The 25451-nt window shown below is 60.6% G+C and carries 18 protein-coding genes; 5 read left to right on the top strand and 13 right to left on the bottom strand.

Annotated elements, in window-relative coordinates:
* Nucleotides 1–84 precede the first annotated feature (84 nt).
* A complete protein-coding gene (locus tag FBY33_RS18030; protein WP_442858340.1) occupies nt 85–576 on the top strand; it encodes a hypothetical protein in 492 nt (163 codons plus the stop codon).
* A gap of 61 nt (nt 577–637) precedes the next feature.
* Here FBY33_RS18030 and FBY33_RS18025 read toward each other — a convergent pair whose 3' ends face one another.
* On the bottom strand, nt 638–4726 hold the full coding sequence (locus FBY33_RS18025) for an FtsK/SpoIIIE domain-containing protein (RefSeq protein ID WP_142031712.1): 4089 nt from the start codon (nt 4724–4726) through the stop codon (nt 638–640).
* A gap of 241 nt (nt 4727–4967) precedes the next feature.
* Here FBY33_RS18025 and glf point away from each other — a divergent pair, with 241 nt between their 5' ends.
* Both glf and FBY33_RS18015 read left to right on the top strand, forming a co-directional pair.
* Complete coding sequence (glf, locus tag FBY33_RS18020; RefSeq protein WP_142031711.1) at nt 4968–6155, top strand: UDP-galactopyranose mutase; 1188 nt, start codon at nt 4968–4970, stop codon at nt 6153–6155.
* Entirely contained in the window at nt 6152–8149 is a 1998-nt protein-coding gene (locus FBY33_RS18015) for a glycosyltransferase (RefSeq protein WP_142031710.1), read from the top strand. The genes glf and FBY33_RS18015 overlap by 4 nt, the downstream gene beginning before the upstream one ends.
* A gap of 120 nt (nt 8150–8269) precedes the next feature.
* Here FBY33_RS18015 and FBY33_RS18010 read toward each other — a convergent pair whose 3' ends face one another.
* From FBY33_RS18010 to FBY33_RS17980, 7 genes are all read right to left on the bottom strand, one after another.
* Nucleotides 8270–9904: a DUF2142 domain-containing protein gene (locus FBY33_RS18010; protein ID WP_142031709.1), complete on the bottom strand. Its 1635-nt coding sequence runs from the start codon at nt 9902–9904 to the stop codon at nt 8270–8272.
* Nucleotides 9901–10920 (bottom strand): substrate-binding domain-containing protein, encoded by a 1020-nt coding sequence (locus FBY33_RS18005; protein ID WP_160141972.1) that lies wholly within the window; start codon nt 10918–10920, stop codon nt 9901–9903. The genes FBY33_RS18010 and FBY33_RS18005 overlap by 4 nt, the downstream gene beginning before the upstream one ends.
* Nucleotides 10921–11034: 114 nt before the next feature.
* Nucleotides 11035–13002, bottom strand: a complete 1968-nt coding sequence (locus FBY33_RS18000; protein WP_142031707.1) for a DUF6541 family protein — start codon at nt 13000–13002, stop codon at nt 11035–11037.
* Complete coding sequence (locus FBY33_RS17995; protein WP_142031706.1) at nt 12999–14231, bottom strand: polysaccharide biosynthesis C-terminal domain-containing protein; 1233 nt, start codon at nt 14229–14231, stop codon at nt 12999–13001. The genes FBY33_RS18000 and FBY33_RS17995 overlap by 4 nt, the downstream gene beginning before the upstream one ends.
* Nucleotides 14232–14264: 33 nt before the next feature.
* The gene (locus FBY33_RS17990; protein ID WP_142031705.1) at nt 14265–15308 is read right to left on the bottom strand and encodes a hypothetical protein; all 1044 of its coding nucleotides are present in this window, start codon (nt 15306–15308) and stop codon (nt 14265–14267) included.
* Nucleotides 15309–15346: 38 nt separating this feature from the next.
* The gene (locus tag FBY33_RS17985) at nt 15347–16285 is read right to left on the bottom strand and encodes a glycosyltransferase (RefSeq protein WP_142031704.1); all 939 of its coding nucleotides are present in this window, start codon (nt 16283–16285) and stop codon (nt 15347–15349) included.
* The gene (locus tag FBY33_RS17980; RefSeq protein ID WP_142031703.1) at nt 16282–17037 is read right to left on the bottom strand and encodes a glycosyltransferase; all 756 of its coding nucleotides are present in this window, start codon (nt 17035–17037) and stop codon (nt 16282–16284) included. The genes FBY33_RS17985 and FBY33_RS17980 overlap by 4 nt, the downstream gene beginning before the upstream one ends.
* A 167-nt stretch (nt 17038–17204) precedes the next feature.
* Here FBY33_RS17980 and FBY33_RS17975 point away from each other — a divergent pair, with 167 nt between their 5' ends.
* Entirely contained in the window at nt 17205–18086 is an 882-nt protein-coding gene (locus FBY33_RS17975; RefSeq protein WP_142031702.1) for a glycosyltransferase family 2 protein, read from the top strand.
* A gap of 78 nt (nt 18087–18164) precedes the next feature.
* Here the strand turns inward: FBY33_RS17975 and FBY33_RS17970 are convergent, their stop codons facing one another.
* Genes FBY33_RS17970 through rfbB form a run of 4 tightly spaced genes read right to left on the bottom strand, consistent with a single transcriptional unit; the run spans nt 18165 to nt 21715 of the window.
* Nucleotides 18165–18551, bottom strand: a complete 387-nt coding sequence (locus FBY33_RS17970) for a DUF2304 domain-containing protein (protein WP_142031701.1) — start codon at nt 18549–18551, stop codon at nt 18165–18167.
* Nucleotides 18552–18560: 9 nt separating this feature from the next.
* Nucleotides 18561–19292 (bottom strand): glycosyltransferase family 2 protein, encoded by a 732-nt coding sequence (locus FBY33_RS17965; RefSeq protein WP_268815877.1) that lies wholly within the window; start codon nt 19290–19292, stop codon nt 18561–18563.
* The gene (locus tag FBY33_RS17960) at nt 19289–20713 is read right to left on the bottom strand and encodes a sugar nucleotide-binding protein (protein ID WP_142031700.1); all 1425 of its coding nucleotides are present in this window, start codon (nt 20711–20713) and stop codon (nt 19289–19291) included. Before FBY33_RS17960 ends, FBY33_RS17965 begins: the two co-directional genes overlap by 4 nt.
* A gap of 3 nt (nt 20714–20716) precedes the next feature.
* Nucleotides 20717–21715 (bottom strand): dTDP-glucose 4,6-dehydratase, encoded by a 999-nt coding sequence (gene rfbB, locus FBY33_RS17955; protein WP_142031699.1) that lies wholly within the window; start codon nt 21713–21715, stop codon nt 20717–20719.
* Between the two features lie 55 nt (nt 21716–21770).
* On the opposite strand from rfbB, the gene rfbA reads away from it, so the two are divergent.
* On the top strand, nt 21771–22640 hold the full coding sequence (gene rfbA, locus FBY33_RS17950) for a glucose-1-phosphate thymidylyltransferase RfbA (protein ID WP_142031698.1): 870 nt from the start codon (nt 21771–21773) through the stop codon (nt 22638–22640).
* Between the two features lie 69 nt (nt 22641–22709).
* On the opposite strand, the gene FBY33_RS17945 is transcribed toward rfbA, so the two are convergent.
* On the bottom strand, nt 22710–25211 hold the full coding sequence (locus FBY33_RS17945) for a GH25 family lysozyme (RefSeq protein ID WP_142033020.1): 2502 nt from the start codon (nt 25209–25211) through the stop codon (nt 22710–22712).
* Nucleotides 25212–25451: the final 240 nt, after the last annotated feature.

Below are 25451 nucleotides of genomic sequence, written 5' to 3'. Positions count from 1 at the left end.
GATATCCGTCGAAACCTGAGCGATGCATCACAGTGGCGGCCCCCGCCCTCACCAGTGTCCGACTATGTCGGGTAGGGTGCCAGTGTGTCAAGACCCCCGGTAAACCCAGCAGGTGTCCCAGCTTCTCCTGACGAGCCGCGCGACGGTGCCGGACGCCGCTCCGTTGACGGACGTCGGGAGACCGTTCCGGCCGCGGCCATGGTGGTGGCGCTTGTTGCTGCTGCAGAGGCGGCTGCCCTCCTGGTTGCGGCCGGGTGGTACGCCTATGAGCTGCTCAGTGGGAGCCCCGTGCTGTCGTTCTGGGGTGCCGTCTTCACCTTGGGCCTCCTGCTGGCTTTTTCCGCCTGGCTGTTTGCGGTGTCCGTCTTTCTCTACCGGGGCTACCGCTGGACCCGGGCGGCTGCGCTGGTGGCCCAGTTATTCGTCCTGACCGTGGGAGTACCTGCCATCACCAGCGGACTGGTTCTTGCCGGACTGGCCATGGTGGTCCCCGCCGTCATCGCCATTGTTCTCCTGTTCTCGAACAGGGTGATCAACCATGCCTCGCGGACAGGAAGCGCACCCCCTGCTCTTTGAGCCGCTGCCCGGAGCCTTGCTGCCCAGCCCGGTATGCGTTCGACGCAGGCTGGGGGCGTGCTTAGGCTGAGGCCCCCGACCAAGCCACCTGAAGGGGACAGGACCGGCCGCCTGAGATGAGCACACCACGTCCCGGCGGGGGATTGTCCTCAACGTCAAACCTGACCCCAAACAGGTCGCCGTCAGCCATTGAACGTGGACCCAGCAGAAGCCCGGCGCCGGCAGCCCGTGCATTCATGACCAGCGGAACGCGCTGGAAGAGCATCGGGCTGTAAGCAGCAGTCACTATCAGGCAGTGGCCCAAGGCATTCAACTGCTCCAGAGCCCTAAGCGCCGGCAGGGCTAGTTGGTCGACGTCGTCCACCAGCAGCACGGTCTTCCGCGGCAGTCCTCCGCCCTCCGCCTCTGCCAGCAGGTTTTTCCAAAAATCTCCCCCGGCCTCTGCCGCCATGGGAGAGGTGCGCCACTGTTGCGCCGGGTTGAGTGCCGCCAGTGCGAGCAGGGTATTGCTTTTGCCGCTCCCTGGATTGCCAAGAACTGCGGTAACGCCGGCGCTGGGCAACCGCAGGGACACTGGAGCAGGCTCGTCGCCGGCGACCCCCAGGAAGACGTCGTTCTGCCGGCGGTGCGGTTCCGGGAGTTCGGAACGACGGGCCCCGACCGCTCCGTCCTTTCCGGGAACGCATTGGACCGCCGCGTGCCGCAGCCCGGCCTCCTCCATGAACGCTGCCACCTGCCCCACGGTGATTTTCGCGGGGAGCGGTTCAACACGGAAGGGCGGCGATGCGCCCGGCCGATATTGGGACCCGCTTCCAGCTGGCGCAGGGCACGGGACCGGCTTGCGGTAGAACTGGCAAACAACCGGGCCACCACCCGCCGCAGGACCGAAGGCTGCCGCCCTGCCGCGGACGGCCGGCATGGCAGGCACCCGAGGCCACATGGCGCGGCTCTCGTCACTGGAACCGGCGGGAAAGAAGAATCGGTTGGAAATGGCGCCAAAGAACCTGGCCGTGACAAGCTCCCGCTCCCCATGGACCAGGATTGTGATACCTGCCCTGGCGCCGTCCCTGACGAGGTCCTGAACCAGATCCTCCGCCCAGGCCAGGGGTCCGGACCGGAAAGCCGAAACCCAGGAGCCCCAGCCGACGATTACGAGGACGAGCGGTACCTGCCTGGAGACGGGCTGGCCCAGCCGCTGCCCCAGCTCACGGACAAGCCGCTCCAGAATACGGACTCCGCGCCGTAGGTCGTGGAGTCCGGCATGCGCGCCCACCCGGGCTTCACCTGCCACCGGGCAAAAACTCCCAGCGGCGTCCAGGAAATAGAAGTGCGTCTCGTCGGTGCCGGCCATCAGTTTAATGACGGCCACTTCCAGGGCCGATCCGGCTCCGGATGCAGGGCTGCCAATGAATGCTGCGTGGCCGTGGCTGGCAGGGCTCCAAACAAGGGGCTCAAGCTTTTGTTTCTCGGGCACGTCCATCAGGCCAAGGCGCACCTGCCCCGCCGGCGTTTCGGGTTCCAGGGACAGGGGCGGCGGGCTTCCTGGATTCATCGTTGGCCCGTCCCCTGAGGGCTCTTCCAGTGCGTCCGGCAGCGGAGGAGCCACCGGCCTTCTCGGCACCGGCTTCTGCTGCGCAGCGCACAGGCTCCTCACCAGGGCTGCCAGCGGTTCCACTGCCTGCGCAGGGGTGGCTGCGGAGGCTCGACCGCGGCCTGGCCCGGCTGCCTGGCGGGCAAGATAATCAGTTGTCCGGTGGACCGTAACGGCGCTTGGCTGTTTGCCTCCGGAAGCGGACGACAGGGACGCCGCCTGGAACTCCCCGGCCGCTTGCGTTCCGCGCGCCAGGAAGGCGCGGCCGGGAGTCTCAACGCTGATGGCCGCGGCGTCCCTGGAGTTGACGATATCCACTGATTCCATGTCGGACTGCACGCGGAGGGCGATGCTCGAGGTGACGTTTGCGCGGATGTCAGCTGTTAATGCTCCCTGCGGTCTCTGCGTCGCCATGATCAAGTGGATGCCCAGGGACCGGCCAATTGACGCTATCCGCAGCAGCTCACGAAGAACCTCCGGCGAATCGTCGACCAGCATCCTGAACTCATCGATCACGATGACCAAGTGGGGGAGAACAAAATCCTCGGCCGCCGCTGTGGAGCGGTATGTGGAGAGGTCAGGAACGCGGGCCGCGGCGAGGCAGCGCTCCCGGAGTTGCACTTCGGCACGAAGCGACCTCAGTGTTCGATCCATTTCGGAGGTGGAAAGATCTGTTTGCAGTCCGACGCAATGAACCAGGCTGCTGAGCGGACCAAGACCTGAACCGCCCTTGAAGTCGATGAAGTAGAAGTTGACCCGGTCCGGCGGATATGTCAGGGCGAGCGCGAGGGTCAGGCTCCGGAGCAGTTCCGACTTCCCTGAGCCTGTTGTGCCCGCCACCAGCAGATGCGGGCCGTCCGCGAGCAGGTCCAGGACCTTTGTTCCTGACGTGCTCACCCCCACGGGAACGGGCAGCCCCTCAATCTTCACGCTGGAGTTCCATCGGTCAGCGGTGGCCGGGAGCGTCAGGGGCAGGACTTCGTGAAGACTGCACGAAGCGGGAACGCTCCTTACCTGTTCTTCGCCCTGGTGCCGGGAACCTGCCAGGTGCCGGCAGAAAGCGGTGAACACTTGGGCCGGCACCAGGTCCGGGACAAAAACAATCTCCCGGCGGTTCTGCACCAGGGTTGACCTGCGCTCGGACAGGAAGACATCCGGTGCGGGCCATTCCCCGTCTTCAGGCAGGAAGTGAAGAACCTGCCACCCCCGCTGGAGCGCTGCTTCACGCACCGCGTGTTCGGCCGCAGCGGCAGCGCTGTCCCCTAAAATCAACAGGACTCCGCGCTCGCAGCCCTGTTGATCGCAGCGGTTCAGGACGTGGAAGGCGGCATCCAGCGTGGCAGCCAGCGTCACTCTGGGTAGATACCGGGCTGCGAGGGGGATCGCTCCCGGCGGGCCGTAGACAAGGACCTGCATTTTGTCCGCGCGCGGGTAGCCCGCCAGTTGCATCAGACAGGACCGGAGGGCGCCATCGATGGCAAAATTGGGGCCCCCAAGGATGGTGAGCGGGCGGCCAGGGTCGAGCACGACTGGGACGGTTCCCGCCGTTGGAACTGTCCCGGCCGGCCCGGACGGTTCAACTTTGATATTGGCCGGCTGTTCTCCCTGGCCCAGCCGCAACCATACTTCGTGGCCGGAGGAGCCCGGACTGGACATTCCTTTAGCCTTCTGGGCTGCCAAGGCGACGATGGACAGCGGAGGGGCAGATCGCCGTCGCCGTTCCCTGTCTTCCGCAACAGCTGACGTCACAGCGGCTGTCAGTTCCCGCCTCTGCCGCCGCCCGCTCACAGCGGGCACCAGGGCCGCAAATACCGAAGCCGCCGAAAAAGCAAGGAACATCCACATTCCTGTGAGAACGGCCAGCAGCACCCCCAGGGCCAGTGGGAGGACTGCGGTTAGAAGGACCAGGGTTCGATTTCCTGTGTCAGGACGGCCGGGAACCACGATCGGCTCAGCCACCGACTTTCCGGCATCCGCCAGGACTTTCCCCGGCACATCTGCGAATATCAGCGACATGTTTGACTGGCCACACCTGATGGCTGAGTCCGTCGAGATAATAGTGCTCCGTATCTTTTCACCGTCGACGTACGTGCCGTTGGCACTGTCCAGGTCAACCAACATGATTTTCGTGTCACTGACAACAAGACGTGCGTGTTCGCGGGACAGCTCCGGATCAGGGATGACAATCCGTGTGCCACTTCGGCCGATGGTGTAGGCGCCACGCCGTAACGGCACGACAGTTCCCGCCGCTGCCCCACTGTCGATGGCGAGGACCATGGGAGGGGCGGCATCAGCACTTGACTGGCGCCGGAGCCGCCGGTCCGATGGGGTGGGGCCGCCGTCGACAAGGATCGCCGCCTCCACGAGTGGCGGCACACCGAGGACCAGGGAGCACAGGTCCCTTCCGGCCACGGTCACGGCCCCCGTCCCGAAGTTCTGGACCAACTGCTCATGAATGATGTCGCCTGCGGTGCCGGCCGGAGCGTCTATGAAAAGTTCCACGGGCGGCTGGGGCCGTGACGTTCCAGGTCCGCCAACCAGCGTGCAATTCAGCGTCATGGGTTGTTGATCCTTCGGTGGGTATAGCCACACGCTAGCCGCCGGGCCCACCGCGGGGCATCAGCTTCATCCCCTATGTGGATAAACCGCAAAGCTGATGACGTTTCTCGGCTGCTGCATTGCGCCGTGTGCCGGGTCACACCGGGAACGCTGATTCGACGGGCCGTACAGTCCCTCGGGTAGGCTAGAGCAGCAGACACTGCGCCTCATTGCGCTGCCCGCATTCGAACCAGGAGATTTTGTGACCGCTGACCTCGTCATCGTAGGGTCCGGCTTTTTTGGCCTGACAATCGCAGAACAGGCCGCCACTGAGCTCGGCCTGAAGGTCGTCGTCATCGACCGCCGCCACCACATCGGCGGTAACGCGTACAGCGAAAAGGAAGAGCAGACCGGGATCGAGATCCACCGGTACGGCGCCCACCTTTTCCATACCTCGAACGAGCGGGTGTGGGAGTACGTCAACAGGTTCACCACCTTCACGGACTATGTGCACAAGGTCTATGGCGTCCACAAGGGAGAGGTTTATTCGCTTCCCATCAACCTGGCCACCATTAACCAGTTCTTCCGGGCCAACCTCACGCCCGGCCAGGCCCGGGACCTTATCCAGGAGCAGGCAGGGGAACTGGCGGGAACTGACCCGCAAAACCTGAACGACAAAGGCATCCAGCTGATCGGCCGCCCGTTGTACGAAGCCTTCATTAAGCACTACACGGGCAAGCAGTGGCAGACGGATCCCAAGGACCTGCCCGCCGGCATCATCTCCCGGCTTCCCGTGCGCTACAACTACGACAACCGGTACTTCAATGACAAGTACGAGGGCCTGCCCACGAACGGTTACACCGCCTGGATCGAAAAGATGGCAGAGCACCCCAACATCGAGGTCCGCCTCAACACCGACTTCTTCGATGAGTCCCACGAGTACAGCAAGAACAAGGTCGTGGGCAACATTCCTGTCGTCTACACCGGTCCGGTAGACCGGTACTTTGACTATGCCGAAGGTGACCTCTCCTGGCGCACTATCGACTTCGAGGAAGAAGTCCTTGAGATGGACGACTTCCAGGGCACGTCTGTTGTGAACTACAACGACGACGACGTCCCCTACACCCGCATCATCGAGCCCCGCCACTTCCACCCGGAGCGCGACTACCAGACCGAAAAGACGGTCATCATGCGTGAGTTCTCCCGTTTCGCTGAAAAGGGCGACGAGCCCTACTACCCGGTCAATACCTCCGTCGACAGGGAGCGGCTGCTCAAGTACCGCGACCTTGCCGCTGTCGAAAAGGACGTCCTCTTCGGTGGGCGCCTGGGCACGTACAAGTACCTGGACATGCACATGGCCATCGGCGCCGCCCTCAGCATGTTCGACAACAAGATCCGCCCGCACTTCGAAAGCGGCGTGCAGCTTGAAAGCGGGGGAGTCGACGCATGAGCGGCTCGCCGGGCTGGGCGACACTCCAACGGGTGATATTCCCGCCGGAGTCCGGAGTCGACACGATGTCGCTCTACGCAGACCCCGGCCCGGCAGCAGGCATACGCTTTCGTGAAAGCGATGAGTTTGCGCGGAATCCCAAAAGGGCAGAGGAAAAGCTGCACCTTGTAGGCTCCAGCCAACGGGAGGTGCACTTCGACGACTTGTTGTCCCGCTTCTCCATTAGGGTGCGTTCCGGGGAGCAAATCTCGCTGGGCACATATTTCAATGCGTTCCCGGCCAGTTACTGGCGCAGGTGGACGCATCTCCAGGACGTCCGTCTCGTTGTTGAAACATCCGGCCACGGCTCCATCACCGTCTACAAGTCAAACGCGCGCGGCACCATCCAGCGTGTCGATGGGACGCGGGTTGACGGCGACGCAACCACTGACTTCAATCTCTCCATCAAACCCTTTGGCGACGGTGGATGGTATTGGTTTGACGTGGCCTCGAGCCGGGGCGACCTCATTCTTCGGGAGGCCCGCTGGGAGGGGGCACCGGCGGAACGCCCCCTTGAATCCGCGACCATCCAGATCACCACAATGAACAAGCCGGACTTCTGCCTTGCCAACGTACGGGCTTTAGCGGATCATCCGGAAGCACTCGAAGTGGCACGGGAAGTGCTGATCGTCGACCAAGGCACGCAGAAGGTTTGCGACCAGCCAGGTTTTCCGGAAGTGGCGGCCCTCATCGGCCCCAAGCTTAGAGTGATCAACCAGGAAAATCTGGGTGGCTCCGGAGGATTCGCCCGGGGAATGTATGAGGCCGTTGAAAACGGCAGTGACTACGTTCTGCTTCTGGATGACGACGTTGTGATGGAGCCTGAAAGCGTCCTGCGCATGATGGCCTTCTCCGGCCGCTGCCGGAAGCCCACGATCGTAGGTGGACACATGTTCGACCTCTACAGCAGGAGTACGTTGTACTCGATGGGCGAGACCATCGATTCCCGGCGCTTCTCACCAAGCCAGCCGCATCAGGACATGCAGATGCGGCACGATTTCAGCGTGTCGAACCTGCGGCAGACGCCGTGGCTGCACAGGCGCGTCGACGTCGACTACAACGGATGGTGGATGTGCCTGATACCCACATCTGTCATACGCGACATCGGCCTCCCGCTGCCTTTGTTCATTAAATGGGACGACTCGGAATATGGGTTGCGGGCCCGGGCAGCCGGCTACCGGACGGTGTCTTTGCCCGGGGCGGCACTCTGGCACATCTCCTGGATCGATAAAGACGATCTGGTTGGCTGGCAGGCGTATTTTCACAACCGCAACCGCCTCATCACTGCGCTCCTCCACAGCCCCCATCCAAAGGGCGGGACAGTTCTGCGGGAATCTTTCCAGGAAGACGTCAAGCACCTCGTTTCGCTTCAGTACTTCACCGCGCAAAACAGGCTCTCTGCGAGATCGGACCTGATGACAGGTCCAGCCCATTTGCACCCGTCCCTTGCCACCAAGCTGGGTAACATCAATGCCTTGAGGGACTCCTTTTCCGATGCGCAGTTGCATGAGGACATAGACGATTTCCCTTCGCCTTCCTTGGGGGCTGGACTTTCGGGCCAAACCGACAGCCAGATGCCCGCCAAGAAGGACATGATCAGGTGGGGCCTGACAACAGTGGCCCGGCAGTTGCTTAGACAGCCATCCGCGTCCGCGCTTGAACGCCCGCAGGCTTACCTTGCCCACGTGGACAACAGGTGGTTCCGCACCGCGCAGTTTGATTCCGTCGTGGTGTCGAACGCTGAGGGGACGGCTGCCTCCTGGTACAAGCGCGATCCCCAAAAGCTGAAGGCCATGCTGAGGCAGTCGGCTCTTCAGCACGCTGCGTTGTACAGGAACTGGGACGCGCTGGCGAAAGGCTACCGGTCCGCACTCAACGAGCTGGTGTCTTTTGACTCCTGGCGCGAAAGCTTCGGCATGAAGTCTGAGGAGCCATCTCCGAAGGACATGGGCTGAGTAGCCGTACCTCTAATGCGTAGTAGGTGTGGCTATGACTTCAGTACCTTCGCCAAGCCGGGTTTGGCTGCCAAGCCAGCAGCCAAACCCGGAGACCTGTATGGCAGCGCGATTGCGTAGCTAGCCAGCCGCCGTGTCAGCGTGCTCCGGCTGGACGGCGGTGGTGCGGGCCCTGTCGGTCTCCTGGTTGGCTAAGGTTCTTGCCCGAACCCGCATGACAAGGCTGTGCCCCGGGTAGAGGTAACGGAACAGCAATTCCAGTCCAATTGAGGCTGTTGCGAGGTAGAGAGCCGTGAGTAAAAACCAGCCGCCTGGAGGCTGCCAGTGGGGCGACGAAAACAGCGTCTGCCAGTTAGCGGACTCGCTGATTCCCACCACGTAGCGCCGCAAAACGTACACATAGGTCAGGGTGTGGCAAGCGGCAACGAAGTAAAAAATGGTGCGGGCAACTGCGGCGTTCGCCGGAGCTGTACTAAACCGCAGTCGACGCATACCAAGTCCGACACTGACAAGCAGCACCACGACGAGTGGAAGTGTATAGCGGCCCTGCCAGATGAAGCCCATGGAGCGCCAGAGGACCGTCTGCAGGAGAGCCGGCACGATGTAAAGCATCGCCAAGGAAACCCAGTAACCAGTCCAGCTGCGCAGCGGCCTGACGCAGAACGGCAGGATGAGTGCCACGATCATGAGGGCACCCCAAGCGAGCATCACGAGTTCTGGTGCTGGTGTATCGAGCCACCCCATGACCCCGATGTATTGAGGGAAGAAATCGAAGGTGCGGTCCAGCATAATCATGAACCCGCGGTAGAGCGGTGCATCGGGGTGGGGGTTTGCAATGCCGTCAGGAGCAACGCCAACGTTGGCCGGGCCGTGTGCGGCCAAGTAGATCCAGTAAAGACCGGCAAGTGTTCCAGGCACCGCAAGAGCAACAGCCGTGAGCACGCGCTTGTCTTTGAAGACTTGGATGGTTCTTTTGAAGCGAAACGAACAAACCCCGGCTATCAGCGCGCAGAGAAGCCACACCAAAGATATCTGCCGCGCGTTTGCCAAGACCACGGTCGCAGCAGCAACCGCGACGAGTGCCGGAGCAACCGCAGAGGTATTTCGCCAGTTATCCAGCACCACAACAAATCCAGAAAATGCTGCCAGGGTGGCTGCAATCTCCAGTGAGTTTGGATTGATGCCACCGCCCAGGAACAAGACCATTGGAGTGGTGGCGACAGCGGCCAGAAGCACCGCGTACTGCGGCCGCCGCAGCTCAGTCAGGGCAGTGAAACCCGCCGCAAAGAAAAGGGCGCAAAGCACGGCGCTGATGAGCCTCATGGCATATATGGCGGGCGCACCCGACATCAGCAGTGTGGGAAGGCCGACAAGCCAGTAGTACATGGGATTGTATGACCCGGCTGACGTCACACCGATGTTCGTATATGTATCGTCGGAGTAAACGGGCGGGGCACAGTCAGCGGCTTGGGCCCGATTGAACTTATAGCATCCCTGACCATGTAGGTTAGCGATGTAGTCGGGTACCTTGACGTGCACACCATGGCCGAACGACGTGCCCTCTTCAACGACGACTTGGCCGCGCACCACCGCGGCTGCTTTGATCGTGTGGGCCGGCTCGTCAGGGAAGCCCATCAAAGGTGTGGCAACGGACCATAATCCGAGCAGCCCTGTGAACAACGCCGTCAGCAGGAGGAATGTCCGCAACGGGCGTGGAACTTCCCGACGCTTGCCGGACGGTTTAGCGGAACTCATCGCACAGCTCCAATAGTCCGCACAAGCGACAGTCCTTCATTAATGGCCTTCTTGCTCGGCGACATGACAAACGAGTAGGAATTGGCATCTTTTTGGGCTTTCTCTCCCAGGAGAGATTCTCCGAAGGAGCGAACCAAGCGGTTCATTTCGTCTTCCGCGTACTGCTGGCAGACCTGAACATAGATCACAGTCGCCAAGGCATACCCAGACCTTGGATCCAGGGTCTGAACGGTGGATCGAGAGGTTGTTTTCACCTCACCGCCGGCAACGGCATCGAGCACCGAGGAGCTGTCCATCTTTCTGGCATGTCCGGCGAAGACGAGCTGCGCAGCCGTGAAGCGGTTTCCTATGAGGCTCCCCTCGAGAACAGTTATTCCGCCGTCCGTGCTGTCGAGCTTATTGGCGAGCTCCGGCGGTGGTCCAACTGTTTGTCCCTTGACTCCGGAGGGCCAAACGTTTGGCTCTGCAGGATTCCAGGAAAGCTCGGGCGACGCCGCGAGATAGGCGTTCACCGCCCGTGTTGATTCGGAGGGTCCTTGCTCCGTGATGACGTTGATTGCCAACTCCGGAAGGCTTTGTCCAGCGTTCAGGGCTGCTATCCGGGGATCGTTCCAGCGGTTGATGGTTCCGCGTAGGATTCCCCCGAGGGTGGGGGCATCCAAAACGATGTCGCTGATGCCTTTAATCTTGACGGCGACGCCGACTGGGAGTACGCCGGCAGCAATGGAGAGGGCACCAGCGGACGTGCAGAGGCCTGCAACGGTTGCTGATTCTGAATCGGGCAACGAACTGCCGCTGGCCGAAAAATGGGCCTCTCCGTCCTTGAAAGCGGTTAACCCGGCGACGGAGCCATCGGGGGAGTAGCTCACGGATGCGCCCTTCATCTGGCTGCTCCAAGAGACGCTCCATGCGCTCACCGCACCTTGGGCGGACCTGCTTCCGATTCCCGTGAGAGCTCCTCGGACCGTATCGGGCGGAGTGTTCGAGCACGAAGTCAGGGAAAGAACCCCTGCCATTGACGCGGCTATGCATAGCCTGACAGTTCGGGTAGAAACAGAAATCACCACCCCAGCCTAGCGGTCCGGTCCGGGGAGGCTTGACATACCGCTCCCAAGCGCTGCCCCAAGCTCCTAGTCGCAGGCATTGATGCGGTAAAGCTTGGCATCGCGTCCTTCCGAGTCGACCAGATCAAACCCTGGTGACGTCCCTATGTTCGTAACCCCTTGGAAATCCTTCGCTCCGTCGAGGTCGATGAGATATTTGTCTCCGAAATCCAGAACGAACTGCACACCTTTTAGACGCAAAGCGCTGCAAACCTCGGGCGCTTCCGGCTCGAACTTCAGGCGCTGGTCAATGATGGATCGAGTGGTGTCCTTTCCGGAGAACAAGTGTGCGGTGAGCACTCTTCGCCCCGTGTAGGCGTAGGCGAGTGAGCTTCCATTCCAAGGGTTGTCGGCTATGACGGCATCTGACGGAACATGGTTGGGAACCCGCAACAGCAGGCTGCGCTCGTCAGGGGTCAGCAGATCGGACTCCGCATCAAAGCGGTACACCGTGGAGGCTCCCGAGATGTAGTGCGAAGTGGGGCCCAGGAAAGTTGCAAGTATCGCCACTGCTGCGGCCGCCGCGGCGCCCATCACGAAGACGCCTGTTCCGTTGGCAAGACGGAAGCGGTTCTCGAGCCTTGAGGATAGCTTTTCTGCACGTTTCGAAGCGCGCCAAAGGTCCCACAACTGCATCCCGCCGTACACAGCCAAAGGGGTGGCAAATATCGGCAGCAAGGCTGCCAACCGGTATGTGTCCTGATACCAGGTGCCAACGATGACATCTCGAAGAGCGCCAACGGGAGCGGCAGCGGCGACGATGTACAGCGCCGCCGCAACTGAATAACACGCTAGAAGCCAGACGTTCTCGCGGCGCCGAAAAACCTGGTACATGCCGGTCACGGACAACACCGAAACGACAACGGCAGGAATGGCCAGTTGCATTGGGCTGACGGTCAGGATTTCTCCCACAGCTGCACCCGGTTTGACCGTCGGTCCCCAATTCTCGTAAGGGGCTGGCCGAAGTTTTAGCCATGACACCAAGGCCAAACCCGAGGAAAGAATCGTGAACATCAGGAACTTCCAGTGTTCGCTCTTGCTTCGTCCACGAATTGGATGTCTCAAGCGCTTCCACCAGAGGAAGAGAAGAATGGGCGCGGCCAGCGCGAGAAGCGTATTGATTGAGCTGGTGTGTGCAAAGGCGAGGCCGCCGACAGAGAGCAGCAGCGACGCTGCCCACGCCGTTTGGGTGCCGGTAATTCCGCGGGCGATACCGGCCAGTACCAGTACGGCGGCGATTGCGGGGGGCATCATAGCCACTGCCAGTGCGTAGGGGAACAGTGGACCCCACACGATCATCAGGTAAGGGAAGGCAACCTGGGCGCTTGCCATGACTGCCGCCAGGATGAGTGCCGCGGGTCGGCGCGAGATTGACGATGCGACCAAGAACAGGCATGAAACCGGCCAGACCAGGGCAGATACTCCGAGGTTGAGTGCGTTCTGGGCCATGGGAACGTCACAACCCGTTAACTGGACCAGGAGCGCGGCGAAAGAATGCCAGGCAGCCGGGTATACCGCGTCCAGACCTGAAACTCCCTGCAGTGAGGCCAATGTCAGGGAAGACGCGTTTCCGGTGTCCAGAATGAAGCGAACAGCATTGAGATGGAAGACATTGTCGAAGACCTGGGCAGGGTTTTCGGGGGAACCGACAAGTTGAACAAAACGCCAGGCGATGAGAACTACGGCAACGGACGCTGACAGGAATGGAAGGAAGCCTCGCATGAGTGCATGCGTGGGGAATGGGACACGACGTGTCAGAAGCAGTGCGAAGCCAGCGAGAAGGAGGGAAACAGCGAGGTAAGGAACGACATTCCAATGGATACCAAGTGCGCCGCACAAAACCCCCGCGATGCCTACAGCAGCGGTCGAGTGCAGGGGTGCCATGCCAAGCACGGCGCCCGGGCTGAACTTCAAGCAGACACTGATAACCGCGCCAGGCAGGTACAAGAGCAGCATGGCAACCAGAACAACTGGCAGGAAAGTCAGCCAAGTCATGAAGCGACCTGCTGGGAGGAGTTGTCTGCATCCGGCTGTCGCAACAGTCTGAGCACTACCCGCAACTGGATTACCGTAACCACGATTTCACCCAGGGCCAGGCCCAGTGCACCGCCGGCTTCGCCCATTAGGCCTGCCAGGATGATCATTGCAGGAATTCCGACCAGTGCTCCGGAAACAGTACTGGTCAGTACTGCCCGCATGCGTTTCGCTGGGACCAACCAGTGAGGCCCTGTAGAGCTGGTAACGCAGACCAGAAGAAACGACAGCCCAAACCAGAAACAGGTCCAAAAGCCCGGCGCCAACGGTGCGCTGAAAAGCAGCGCACTTGCCCACGGACCGGCGACCGCGAGGAGGAGCCAACCCACGGCGCCGAGCCCGGACAAGGCGGCGAGTGAGAGCTTTCGACGGCGGGCATGATCGCCGCCGAATTCGCTGACCCAGCCCTGCAGGCTGTTACCCAGCGCCGCCGTGGCGAGTAGCCCGATACGGTAAAGCTTTTCCGCGGAGACAAAAGGGGCCGCCCCAGTGGTTGAGAGCATTAGCTGCACGATGATGACTGGGGTTGATGCATACGACCCGGCTGCAACAGTGACTCCTGCCCCGGCTCTCAGCCCCCAGATTTCGTGGAGGATACTGCGGAAGGACAGGCCTGCAAAATCTTCTTTTCGGGCGTAACGCCGATTGAAAAACAAAGTGCCGGCCAAGCCCAACACAAGCAGCGCCGCTGGGTAGATCAACAAATGGCCTGTGGTCAACAGGATTGGGATTACGCCCAGCGTTGCGATCATCCGGGGGACCACGTCGTACTTGGCGATCCTCCCGGGATGACCCGTCGCGATGCAGTACCAGGCGGGAGTCAGCCCGGAGGAAGCCTGGGCGCAAGCCATCAGAAAGGCCAGCCAAAAGTTGGCGGAGTCGGCGGCCAGATAGAGGGCGACGCCCATCACCGGGATGGTAAAAAGGAAGGTGAGGGATCGGGTGGCGAAGCTAACAGCGTAGTGACGGCGGCGGACTGACTCATCCGCGGAGGATGCAACGGCCGCCGGTCCGGTGAGAGGCCAACCAAGACCGACGATGATTGCTGCTATGGCCCCAATCGCCTGGCCTAGTGCAAGGGCAGTCCACACGGGTGCGCCGCCGACTCTGGCAATGATCGGAAGCAGGGCAAAAGATGCCAACGAAGCGATCAGCGGCAGTCCCGCAAACGCCGCGATCCTCTTGATCATGCTCTGAACCGTCCCGGAGCCAGCGACATCATCTTAGAGATAGTCATATGCGTCCTTGCCGAGCCTGTTGTTTATGAAGATGTCGGCTACTTCTTGGCGAAAGCGATTACGCTCGCCCATGATCGCGTTCCTGTATGCGTCCTGCTTGCGCACCTCTTGCGGCAGGTTCTCCATTAGACCCGACAGCGCGGCGGCGGTTGAAGCCACCTCATTGTCGTCCGGGGTGATTTTGTGTTCCCAGGGAATAGGTACGTCAGCGTAGTATGCCCCGGACCCCCTGCGCGCCACGACGCTCAAGGCACCGGACAGGGCTGCCTCCCGTGGCATCCGGTCTTTGCCGGGGTGGTGGCCAAGATCAAGATAAATCCCGCAGCTTTGAAGGGCGGTCACAACTTCTGCGCGCGTCATGCCCTGGATTGGCAGCCACTCAATGGAAGGGTCAGCCACTCTTTTGACTGCCTCGATGATGTGCGCACCCTTTGCAGGGTTGTATGTAACCAGACGGGGATTTCTTCTGGATTCATCTGCGGGACCGAACTCGGCATTTGGTGTGAAGTCGGAAAGAAGCGATGGGACCGTGTTTAGCCGGCAAGCGATGAAGGACCAGGCGTATGAGGATTGAACGAGATGAACGATGTCCCGGCGCCGCCGCATCTGAAGGGGAGTATCTCCGTGCTTGAGCATGCGCAGAAAAGGCACCCACGTCTCGCGGATTTTTGTCGCCAACGTTCCGGTCGACCGCCGCCACTGCCTTTCGGCCATGAATGTCAGCGCGTTATCAATGCTCAGCCACCAGATCATTTTGGTCGCATGCCGGTAGCCGAACACGTCCTCGATGAAAGTCTCCGGGACGACCACGAAGTTGCCCGGGGCATCCTCCACGGATTCTGCCTCTGGTGCATCGTAAACGGAGTACTGAGCCACGCGGTCACGGCTTGCAGTGGTGTAATGGGGGACGAGGTAGGCGTCCTGGCCCAGTTCGCGAAGAGTAGACACCAGTTGATGCAGGGCTTCCGGGCCTCCGGTACGCAGGCCGCGGTGGTAGAGGACAAATATTTTAGGCGCTTTATTGCTCACGATTCTCTTTCGTTCTCACGGACGGGACAGGACGCCGGTCAGCGCAGGCGCGAAGCAAGGGACTCGTCGATCTTTCCCAGACGTCCCCTCCATGCATCCCGCGCTCCCGCCACCGCCGCAATAAGGTGCTTCCGCCGGTCAGGGCCGTAGACAAAGCGGACAAGATGGCTCTGCACCTCCATGTAAAGGCGACGCAAGACCCAGGCGGGTTGCCTTGCCCAAAAACGGCGGGCCATGACCAAGGAATTCCGTGTGATGTAGTAGACCCGGAATGGCGGGTGATAGTAGACGTTGAGCTTCTTCTGCCCGACGCGCACCCGCCAGCCGAAGACCATCATGGGTCTGGCGTTTCCAAGACTGTGGACGAGGTTGCAGCCCTTGCCAGCCAAGGAACGAAAGCCGCCGTCGCGAAGCCGGGCATTAAATTCGGTATCAACACAGTCGATGAAGAATTCCTCATCGAAGTATCCAAGGGTGTCGAAGACGCTGCATCGCACCAAGCTGCCGCTGGTCATGGGATCGAACACCTCTGGCTCTTCCGATCCCTTCAACACAGGCAGGGGTGCATTATTGTGCGACTCCGCACAGACCATCCCCACGGTTTCAGGATGGGAGGACGAACGAACTGTAGCCAAAGCGGCATTGATATAGTCCCCCGAAAAGCGTGAATCCTGGTCCATCGTGACTACCCACTCAGAATTCCAGCGCCGTCGGGCTTCGCGGATCCCCGTGTTCAGGGCTTTGGCAATACCGGAGTTCGTGTCCAGTCGGATGACTGAAGCCCCAAGTGCCTCAAAAGCGCCGATAACTTCCTTGACGTCCCGGGGCGAGCCGTCATCCACTATCACTACCCGGCTTACGTAGTTGAGCAACCACTTGACATTTTCAACGGTTTCCGGTCCGGGATTGAACGCGGATACAACAGCGCATACCTCGTTGTTCTGCTGGACACCGTCCAGGCTTTCGCTGGCTTTCATGCTGTCCTTGAGGCGCGGAACCGGCGGACGGCCACGAAGACGTTACGGATGAAGGCTACCCGCGCCTTGATGATTTTCGACAGGGAGCGGACTCCGCGGGGAGTGAGGTTTTCACCGTGAAGGCGGTGAAGAATTGTGTCCGTTTCCAGATAGTTGATCGATCGGTTCACGTTGCCCACCATGGCAATCCACTGGTCATGCGACTCTGTCATGTGCTGCGGGAAAGGGAGGACCTGGTGAAGGATTCGCTTCCGGACAGCCATGGCGCAGCCCCAATGCAGCCGGTATCCCACCACGATTCCCAGGATGTTGCGCACCGGGTGGGTGGAATCCTGGGCTCGAAGGCGAATTTCATGAAAGGACCCAAGAGGGCCATCGAAATGCTGGCAGTTGCTGACCACCACGTCTTGGCCGTCCAGCGCGGAAATCATCGTCTCGACACGGCCCGGCAGCCAGACGTCGTCCTGGTCGGAGAGGAAAACAAATTCACCGCGGGCCTCGCCAAGTGCCCGTTCAAAGGTGCGAACATAGCCCGCGTTTCTTTGGGCAGGAATGAGACGGATTCTCGGGTCCCCGATGCTGGTGACAACTTCCACCGTATTGTCGGTCGAATGGTCGTCCACCACGATCAGTTCGTCTGCATCACCAAGTTCAGGCAGGATCGATCTGATCTGCTCTTCGATGTGGACGGCGCCGTTGTATGCGGCCAGGCATACACTCACGCGCGGATTTACGCTCGCTCTGGGGTCCATCAAGATTGCTTCCTTTTCGGGCCCCCGGATATGCGCCGGCGGGGCGGGGCCGGTCTCCAGCAGTCTAGCAAGGCGCGTGGAAGGAACCCGACACTGAGGTGTCACCTATAATCGTTTGGAAGCCGCCGAGTTCTTCGAGCGGAGCCCACGGAAGGAATCCCAGGTCCATGACCGTTGACGTAATGCTGCCCTACTACGGCGATGTCGATCAGATGAAGCTCGCAGCGCGGAGCGTGATGAATCAGGAGAATCAGGACTGGCGGCTCGTTGTCATCGATGACGGCTATCCGGACCCGGAACCTGAGCGGTGGTTCTCGACAATTACCGATTCCCGTGTCACCTACCTCAAAAACGAGCAAAATCTCGGCGCGAACGGCAATTACCGGAAAGCCCTGACGCTGGTTGAGTCCCCTTACGTGGTCATCATGGGGGCTGACGACATCATGCTCCCCAACTACCTGGATGTCGTGGTGAGTGCCTTCGAGGAATACCCAAAGGCAGACGTTGTCCAGCCGGGTGTGCAGGTGATCGACGAACAAGGGATCGCTTGCACTCCGCTCGTGGACGCAGTCAAGAAGGTCTACGCTCCCAAGACCAGCGAGCGAATCGAGCTCAAGGGTGAAGCCATGGCAACAAGCCTGGTGCGCGCAGACTGGGCTTACTTTCCCTCACTTGCATGGCGCTCGGAAACGGTGAAACGCATCGGTTTCACCGAAGGACTCGATGTCGTCCAGGATCTTGCTCTGCTGCTCGATATTGCGGCAGAACACGGTTCCATGGTTGTTGATCCTGTGCTGTCCTTCCTCTACCGGAGGCACTCAGCATCCGACTCTTCTGTCCGGGCGTTGGACGGCAGGCGTTTCGACGAAGAACGTCGCTTCTTCCAGCTGCAGGCTGAACGGTTTAGCAGCCTCGGATGGAAGGGCGCCGCACGTGCGGCAAGTTTCCACACGACATCCAGGCTGAACGCCGCCACGTTAGTCCTGAAGGCGGTGCGGAAAGGCAAGTTTGATTCATTGCCCCGACTGGCAAAGCATATTGTCCGATAGCCGGTAACAATGAAAAAGGACGTCCTTTGGAAGGGCGTCCTTTTTCGTGCCCGATGCCGGGCGCTCTTGCCGTGACCGTTATTGCGAGCCCTTGGGCTCGGGACTGTCGCCGGTTCCGCTGCCGAGTTGTTCCCTGAGCGCCAAGAGGTCGGCCCGCAAAAGGGCTACTTCCTCGCAGAGGATGCGGACCTCATCTTCGGCCTGGGACTGCTCACGGGAGAGATGCAGGCAGACACCCACCAGGAGCACAAGTGTCATGATGAAAAGGAGGTTGGCCGGGACCTGGATTCCCAGGAGACCACTGGCTTGCTGCAGGAGCGAGGGGAATGCGGAAAGCAGGAGCGTGCCGATGCCGATGACTATCCAAAGCACCGCGTATTTTTCACGCAGTTTCTGCCGGCGGAGCATTTCAAAAACGAAGAAGAGGATCGCCACGACGACGATGGAGCCCATGAGGAGCGACATTTTGGATTCCTAGTTGGTGGACGGCTCGGTTTTCTTCCGCGTCAGTGCGAACAGCAACGCCATTCCTGAGCGGCCGAGGTATATGGCGGCCTTCATCGGGTCATGGCTGGGTGTGCCCCCCTGCCGGGCGCGCATCGAGACCGCGACTTGTTTCACTGTGCAACCTGAACGGATGGCAACAACAAGGGAATCGATGGTATCGCCCAGGTATTCAGCAGGATAGTGGTCCACATACTGCCGGATCGCCTTGGTGTTCGCTGCCCTGAATCCAGACGTAACGTCCGTCAGGGGAGTTCCAGCGATGCGGGAAATTGTCCAGGCGAGCACCTTCATTGCCCATTTCCTTGGACCCCGCACGGTGTAATTACCCTTATCGGCGAACCTGGCGCCAATCGCGATGTCGGCGTGCTGAAGCCCGTCGAGGACAGCCTTGATGTCCCGTGGATCATGCTGGCCGTCAGCATCGACTTGGATCACTCGACTGTAGCCGTGGTTTTTTGCGTACTTGAAGCCGGTGCGCATAGCGCCGCCAACACCCATGTTGAAGGGAAGCTGCAGTACGGTAGCCCCAGCCTCCCTGGCAACAATGGCTGTTTTATCCCGGGAGCCGTCGTCAACGACCAGAACGTCGCACGGCGGTCCGAATTCGAAGACCTCGCGGATCGTATTGCCGATGGCCTCGGACTCATTCCAGGCCGGCATGATCACCAGGGTGTCCGGATTGCGGAAGGGGGTGTTCAAGACTCGACCGATCCGTTCTTCAAGTACGCGGCCAGACGGTCGCCTGACGGAACGGGCTTGAATCCGGCGGCGTTGATCTTGGTCAGGTCAAGGACGCTGTTTAATGGCCGGGGCGCAGCGTCCTTCCCATCGAAGTATGCCTTGGTACTCACTCCCGTCACCGAGGCTCTGCTTTTGCCCGACAGTTCGTAGACGTCCGCTGCGATGTCCGCCCATGACTGCGGCTCGCCGTCGTTGCTCAGGTTGTACGTGCCGTACGCTGCGCCTGTGTCCAGCAAATGCCGGATACCCGCCGCGATGTCCTCAGTGAAACTGAGGCGCCCGTACTGGTCGTTGACTACAGAGGGCTCTACTCCGCGCAACGCGAGCGAGGCCATGGTGCGCACGAAGTTGTTTCCCTCTCCAATAACCCAACTCGTTCGCACGATGTAGTGTCTGGGGACGACAGTGACCACAGCGTCGCCGGCGGCTTTGGTCTGCCCGTAGACGCCCAGAGGAGTGAACGGCTCGTCCTCGGCGTGGCTTTCCCGGCTGCCATCAAACACATAGTCCGAGGAGACGTGAACCAAAGTGATGTTATGTTCGACGGCGGTACGCGCCAGGCGTGCCACGGCCGCCACGTTGATGGACCAGGAGGCGGCACGTCCGTCTGCTGTTTCTGCTGCGTCTACGGCCGTGTAGGCAGCAGCATTGATGATGGTGGAGTAATTCTTCCAGTTCCTGCCCGTAAAGCTGTTCTCACTGGTGAGATCAAACTCAGCGCGACTTGCGAACTCGACTGACGTGTCGCCGTCGTACTCGGCACGAAGTGCCTTGCCCAGTTGTCCATCGGCACCTACCACCAGGATCTTCTTGGCTGGCATCGGGGTGACGTCGGCCATGCGCGGGTGCGCCTTGTCCTTGTCCGAGAGTTCGGCGTCTGCAAGTGGAATCGGCCAATCGATTGCAGCTGTCTCGTCTGCCAGATTGAGGAAGGTGTACTGCCCCTGCGCGTCAGCAGACCAGTGGTCGTTGACCAGATACGTGTAGGCCGTGTTGTCCTCGAGCGTCTGGAAAGCGTTGCCAACACCGCGAGGAATGAAAATCGCTTGGCTGGGGTCGAGTTCAGTGGTGAAGACCGCGCCGAAAGAGGGACCTTCCCTTAGGTCGACCCAGGCTCCGAAGATCCTTCCCGTTGCTACGGAAATGAACTTGTCCCACGGCTCCGCATGGATACCGCGGGTAGTTCCGGCCTTCTCGTTGAAGGAAATGTTGTTCTGCACGGGGCGGAAGTCCGGGAGGCCGAGGGCCACCATCTTCTCCCGCTGCCAGTTTTCCTTGAACCAGCCGCGGTTATCACCGTGCACCGGAAGATCATAGAGAACGACGCCGGGAATGGGGGTTTGGTGCCCTGCCAGCTTTTTAGAGAACTCCAGCGACATCGACTACTGGCCCTGTTCCTTGTACTTTGCTTCGGTGGCGGCTTTCTGGGGTCGCCACCAGTCCTCGTTCTCCCGGTACCACGCAATGGTGTCTTCAATGCCTTCGTCGAAGTTGGAGAACTGGGGTTCCCATCCCAGTTCATTGCGCAGCTTGGTGGAGTCGATGGCGTAGCGAAGGTCGTGGCCGGGGCGGTCCACCACGTGGTCGTAGGCGTCCGGTGACTGACCCATGTGCTTGAGGATCAGTTCAACGACGTCTTTATTGTTCTTTTCACCGTCGGCGCCGATCAGGTAGGTCTCGCCGATGGTTCCCTTCGCGATGATTGCCAGCACAGCCGAGGAATGGTCGTTGGCGTGGATCCAGTCCCTGACGTTCTCGCCCTTGCCGTAGAGCTTGGGACGGATCCCGTCGATGACGTTGGTGATCTGCCGGGGGATGAACTTTTCCACGTGCTGGTACGGACCATAGTTATTGGAGCAGTTGCTGATGGTGGCCTGCAGACCGAAGGAGCGTACCCACGCCCTTACCAGGAGGTCGGAACCGGCCTTGGTGGACGAATACGGACTTGAGGGGTTGTACGGCGTTTGCTCGGTGAAGCGCTCCGGATCATCGAGTTCGAGATCGCCATAGACTTCGTCCGTGGAAATGTGGTGGAAGCGCTTGTTGTGCTTCCGCGCCGCTTCAATCAGCGTGTAAGTGCCGATGATATTGGTGTCCAGGAATGGACGGGGGTCGTGCAAAGAGTTGTCATTGTGCGATTCAGCAGCGTAGTGAACTACGACGTCGGAGTCGGCTACGAGGCCATCGACCAGCGCAGGATCCGCAATATCGCCCTGAACGAAGGTGAAGCGGTCTGCGGGAAGTCCCTGCAGCGACGCAAGGTTGCCGGCATAGGTCAACTTGTCCAGAACAGTGACATGGTCTTCGGTGTTCTCAATAACGTAGTGGACAAAGTTTGAACCAATGAAGCCGGCACCGCCGGTAACAAGAAGTCGCTGCATAATTCCCAAGACTACCGGATTTGCCGCCGCACTTAGCTAAAGGAAAGATGGGTGCATGCGCGGAATAATACTCGCCGGCGGTACCGGCTCGAGGCTCCACCCCATCACCTTGGGCGTCAGTAAGCAGTTGGTCCCGGTGTACGACAAGCCTATGATCTACTACCCGCTCTCCACCTTAATCCTCGCGGGCATCCGGGACATCCTGATTATCACGACCCCCCACGATGCTGAGCAGTTTGAACGGCTCCTCGGTGACGGGTCCCGGTTCGGTGTTTCGATCACCTACAAGCAGCAGCCGTCTCCCGATGGCCTCGCACAGGCGTTTGTGCTCGGCGCCGAGCACATCGGCGATGACACCGTGGCCCTTGTCCTCGGTGACAACATTTTCTACGGGCACGGCATGGGTACGCAGCTGCGTCGCTTTGAAAACATCGACGGTGGAGCTGTGTTTGGTTACTGGGTAGCCGATCCGAAGGCCTACGGCGTTGTGGAATTTGACGAGACCGGCAAGGCGGTCTCGCTGGAGGAAAAGCCGGCCCAACCGAAGAGCCACTATGCAGTGCCAGGGCTCTATTTCTACGACAACGACGTCGTGGACATTGCAAAGAACCTGAAGCCGTCCGCCAGGGGAGAGCTGGAGATCACGGACGTCAACCGTACCTACCTCGAGCGCGGCAAGCTTCAGGTCGAGATTCTTCCGCGGGGAACAGCGTGGCTGGACACGGGAACTTTCAATGACCTGAATGACGCGTCAAACTTTGTGCGGACCACCGAGAACCGGCAGGGCCTCAAGATCGGCGCCCCCGAGGAAATCGCCTGGCGCCTGGGGTTCCTCACCGACGATGAACTTCGCGAGCGGGCCGAACCCCTTGTAAAGAGCGGTTACGGCTCTTACCTTATCGACCTGTTGGAACACGGTCGCTGATCCGGAATTAGAGCAAAAAGCAGGGGCGGGACCGCCAAACGGTCCCGCCCCTGCTTTTGCCCGCCGTGTTCAGTTGAGCCGAATTTTCGCTCCGCCGGCAGAAGTCCAGGTGATCGTGCCTCCCTGGAAGGTCTGGCTGCAAGACAGCTTGTCGGCTGTGCATGTCTGGCCGCCGGTGGGGAACGCCAAGGCACCGTTTTCGAAGCCTTGCCCCGCCCAGCTCTGTTGGATCGGCCCGGGCGTCATCACTTGGGCACCGCTCGCGGCAGACCACATGATGGTTCCCTTTTCGAAGTTCTCGAAGCAGCCGCCATTACGCAGGCCGCAGATGGCCCCGCTCGTGGGGTAGCCAAGCGTGCCGCCCTCGAAGCCCGTTGTGGTCCACTTGTCCCGAATTGGTGCTGATGTCATGGGCTGGGCGCCTGTGGCTGGGGAGTAAAGTACGGTTCCGTTGGCGAAGTTCTGGAAGCAGCCGCCATTGCGCAGGCCACACGCCTGTTCGCTTACTGGGTAACCGAGAATTCCATTTTCAAAGCCGGAAGCCGCCCATGCATCCCGGATTGCACCGCCCAACATGGCATGTGCTCCGCTGGCACTGGACCAGAGAACTGTGCCGCCCATGTAGTTCTGGAAGCATCCTGCCCCGACGAGCCCGCAGATGACAGTCGACGCAGGGTAGCCGAGCGGACCGTTTTCAAAGCCTTGCTTCTGCCACAGGTCACGGATGGGCCCGAGCAAGCTGGGTTGCGCGCCGGTTGCGGGGGAGAGCAGGAGAGCCCCCTTCGTGAACATCTGGAAACATCCGCCGTCCTTGAGGCCGCAAACCTGTGCGGAGGTTGGGTAGCCCAGTGAACCTCCTGAAGCACCGAGATTCGTCCAAGCCTGGGCCATTGCACCTACCGATATCGTCTGGATCGATGTGGCTGAGGAGTAGGCGACGATGCCATTTTCAAAGGGCTGAGAGCATTCGGTCTGAACGGCACCGCAACTAGCGGGGCCGGTGGGGTAACCGAGCTTGCCATTCTCGAAGCCGGATTGCGCCCAGTAGTTGAAAATTCGGCCCGTCATTGCATATGCCCCGGACATCGGCGAGAAAAGTATGCTTCCGCCTTGGAACAGCTGATAGCAGCCGCCGCCCCGGAGTCCGCACACTTCCTTGGCCAGCGGGAAACCGATGGGCTCTCCCTTTGCCCGCGCCGCCTTCCAGGTCTCGCCGATACCCATGTAGATTGGCCAGGCGCCTGCGGTGGACGTCCATGCAATTACTCCTCCAGTGAACAACTGCGTGCAGTCGGACGCTGTGCACGTTGCATCTGTGCTGGGGAACCCAAGGAGACCGTTTTCGAACCCATCTTTCGCCCATGCGTCGAAGAGGGCTCCTGCTTTGACCAGGTGCGCGCCGGTGGACGTGGTCCAAAGCACTGAGCCGGCTTGGAAGAGCTGGAAGCACCCGCCTGAACGAAGGCCGCACGTTGGATTGGTCGTGGGGTATCCCCACGGGCCGTTTTCATACCCCTGTGCTGCCCAGGAATCGCGGATCGCGCCGACTGGAACGAAGGCGGCACCCGAAGCAGTAGACGACATGATGCTGCCGCCCTGGAAGTTCTGAAAACAACCGCCGTTCTTCAGTCCGCAGATCAAGTCACTTGTTGGATAGCCTGCCGGGCTGCGCTCTGCGCCGAGGGCCTGCCACGTGCCAGTGACTGGGACGGCCAATACCGCGAACGCTCCGGAGGCAGAGGACCACATGACCGTCCCGTTTTGGAAGCCCTGGTAGCAGCCTCCGCTGGTCAAGCCGCAGGTGATGGCGGTAGTTTGGCTGCCGAGCGATGGATGGCTGCCCGCGTATGCAGCGATTTGCTGTGTGGCCTGCGATGGGACCTGGACGGCGGGCGTGCCGCTTCCGGCAAAACGCTGGAGGGATGCGTAGTCGCCGTTCCAGACATTCGAATCACCAGCAAAAGGTCCCGTACTGCTGTACTGCCAGATGCTGTAGGTGCTCCAGCTTGCGGGGACAGCACCGGCGTTGTCACTGGGGGAGCTGGGATATGCGGCGACCCACAACGGGTAATCGCCAAAGCCCGTCTGGACTCCGAGGCACTGGTTCCACCAGCTCGTGTTGGTGTAAATCACGGGCAAGCGCCCGGTCAGCGACTTCATGGTGTTACCGAAGTCCTGGACCCAGGATGCCAGCTGACCCTGACTCATGCCGTAGCACGTGTTCCCGAAGTAGAAGCCGTTAATAGTTCGGCCCTCGTACGGATTGAACTCGAAATCCAGAACCGGGGGCATGGTGTACCCGTCCGCAGACCAGCCACCGCCGTTATTCACGAAGTAGCGCGCCTGGTCGGAGCCCGAGGACCAGTTGGGAATCGCGAAGTGGTAGGCGCCCCGCATCATGCCAACGTTTCGTGCGCCCTGATATTGCGAGCCGAACAATTCATTGGTGAAGTAGTTTCCTTCGGAAGCCTTCACATAGGCGAACCTTGCACCCATGTTCCACTGCTGCTGCCAGTCGACGCTGGTTTGGTGGCCGCTGACATCGAGTCCCTGGACACCAAAGGAGGGCATCCACGTGCCTTCGGTGCCTAGCGACTCCGCACTAAGCTTCTTCACGGTGCCAGACGGGGATGACGAGGTCACCCGCTTTGACCTCTGTCCCATTTCCGCTCCACCCGGGCCAATAGCTTGGGGCATCGACTCTGGAGTGGCCGACGCAGGCGGACTGGCTTCAATGGAAGGCTGCGGCGCGGTTGCGGTTGCTGGCGCGGCTTCTGAAGTCGTCTGCACAGGGGAAGGCACCGGCGTTGT

Origin of the sequence: Arthrobacter sp. SLBN-112 (assembly GCF_006715225.1) — a bacterium.
Classification (GTDB): Bacteria; Actinomycetota; Actinomycetes; order Actinomycetales; family Micrococcaceae; genus Arthrobacter.
Note: the sequence above shows the minus strand (reverse complement) of the source record. Positions and strands in the feature narration are given on the sequence as shown.

What these genes read in the sequence shown, in the direction of transcription:
- FBY33_RS18025 (WP_142031712.1), bottom strand. Translation starts at nt 4,726, where the DNA reads ATGACGCTGAATTGCACGCTGGTTGGCGGACCTGGAACGTCACGGCCC.
- FBY33_RS18000 (WP_142031707.1), bottom strand. Translation starts at nt 13,002, where the DNA reads ATGACTTGGCTGACTTTCCTGCCAGTTGTTCTGGTTGCCATGCTGCTC.
- rfbA (WP_142031698.1), top strand. Translation starts at nt 21,771, where the DNA reads ATGCGCGGAATAATACTCGCCGGCGGTACCGGCTCGAGGCTCCACCCC.
- FBY33_RS18005 (WP_160141972.1), bottom strand. Translation starts at nt 10,920, where the DNA reads ATGGCAGGGGTTCTTTCCCTGACTTCGTGCTCGAACACTCCGCCCGAT.
- FBY33_RS17975 (WP_142031702.1), top strand. Translation starts at nt 17,205, where the DNA reads ATGACCGTTGACGTAATGCTGCCCTACTACGGCGATGTCGATCAGATG.
- FBY33_RS17995 (WP_142031706.1), bottom strand. Translation starts at nt 14,231, where the DNA reads ATGATCAAGAGGATCGCGGCGTTTGCGGGACTGCCGCTGATCGCTTCG.
- FBY33_RS17945 (WP_142033020.1), bottom strand. Translation starts at nt 25,211, where the DNA reads ATGCCCTCCTTTGGTGTCCAGGGACTCGATGTCAGCGGCCACCAAACC.
- FBY33_RS17980 (WP_142031703.1), bottom strand. Translation starts at nt 17,037, where the DNA reads ATGGACCCCAGAGCGAGCGTAAATCCGCGCGTGAGTGTATGCCTGGCC.
- FBY33_RS17960 (WP_142031700.1), bottom strand. Translation starts at nt 20,713, where the DNA reads ATGTCGCTGGAGTTCTCTAAAAAGCTGGCAGGGCACCAAACCCCCATT.
- rfbB (WP_142031699.1), bottom strand. Translation starts at nt 21,715, where the DNA reads ATGCAGCGACTTCTTGTTACCGGCGGTGCCGGCTTCATTGGTTCAAAC.
- FBY33_RS17985 (WP_142031704.1), bottom strand. Translation starts at nt 16,285, where the DNA reads ATGAAAGCCAGCGAAAGCCTGGACGGTGTCCAGCAGAACAACGAGGTA.
- FBY33_RS17970 (WP_142031701.1), bottom strand. Translation starts at nt 18,551, where the DNA reads ATGTCGCTCCTCATGGGCTCCATCGTCGTCGTGGCGATCCTCTTCTTC.
- FBY33_RS18015 (WP_142031710.1), top strand. Translation starts at nt 6,152, where the DNA reads ATGAGCGGCTCGCCGGGCTGGGCGACACTCCAACGGGTGATATTCCCG.
- FBY33_RS18010 (WP_142031709.1), bottom strand. Translation starts at nt 9,904, where the DNA reads ATGAGTTCCGCTAAACCGTCCGGCAAGCGTCGGGAAGTTCCACGCCCG.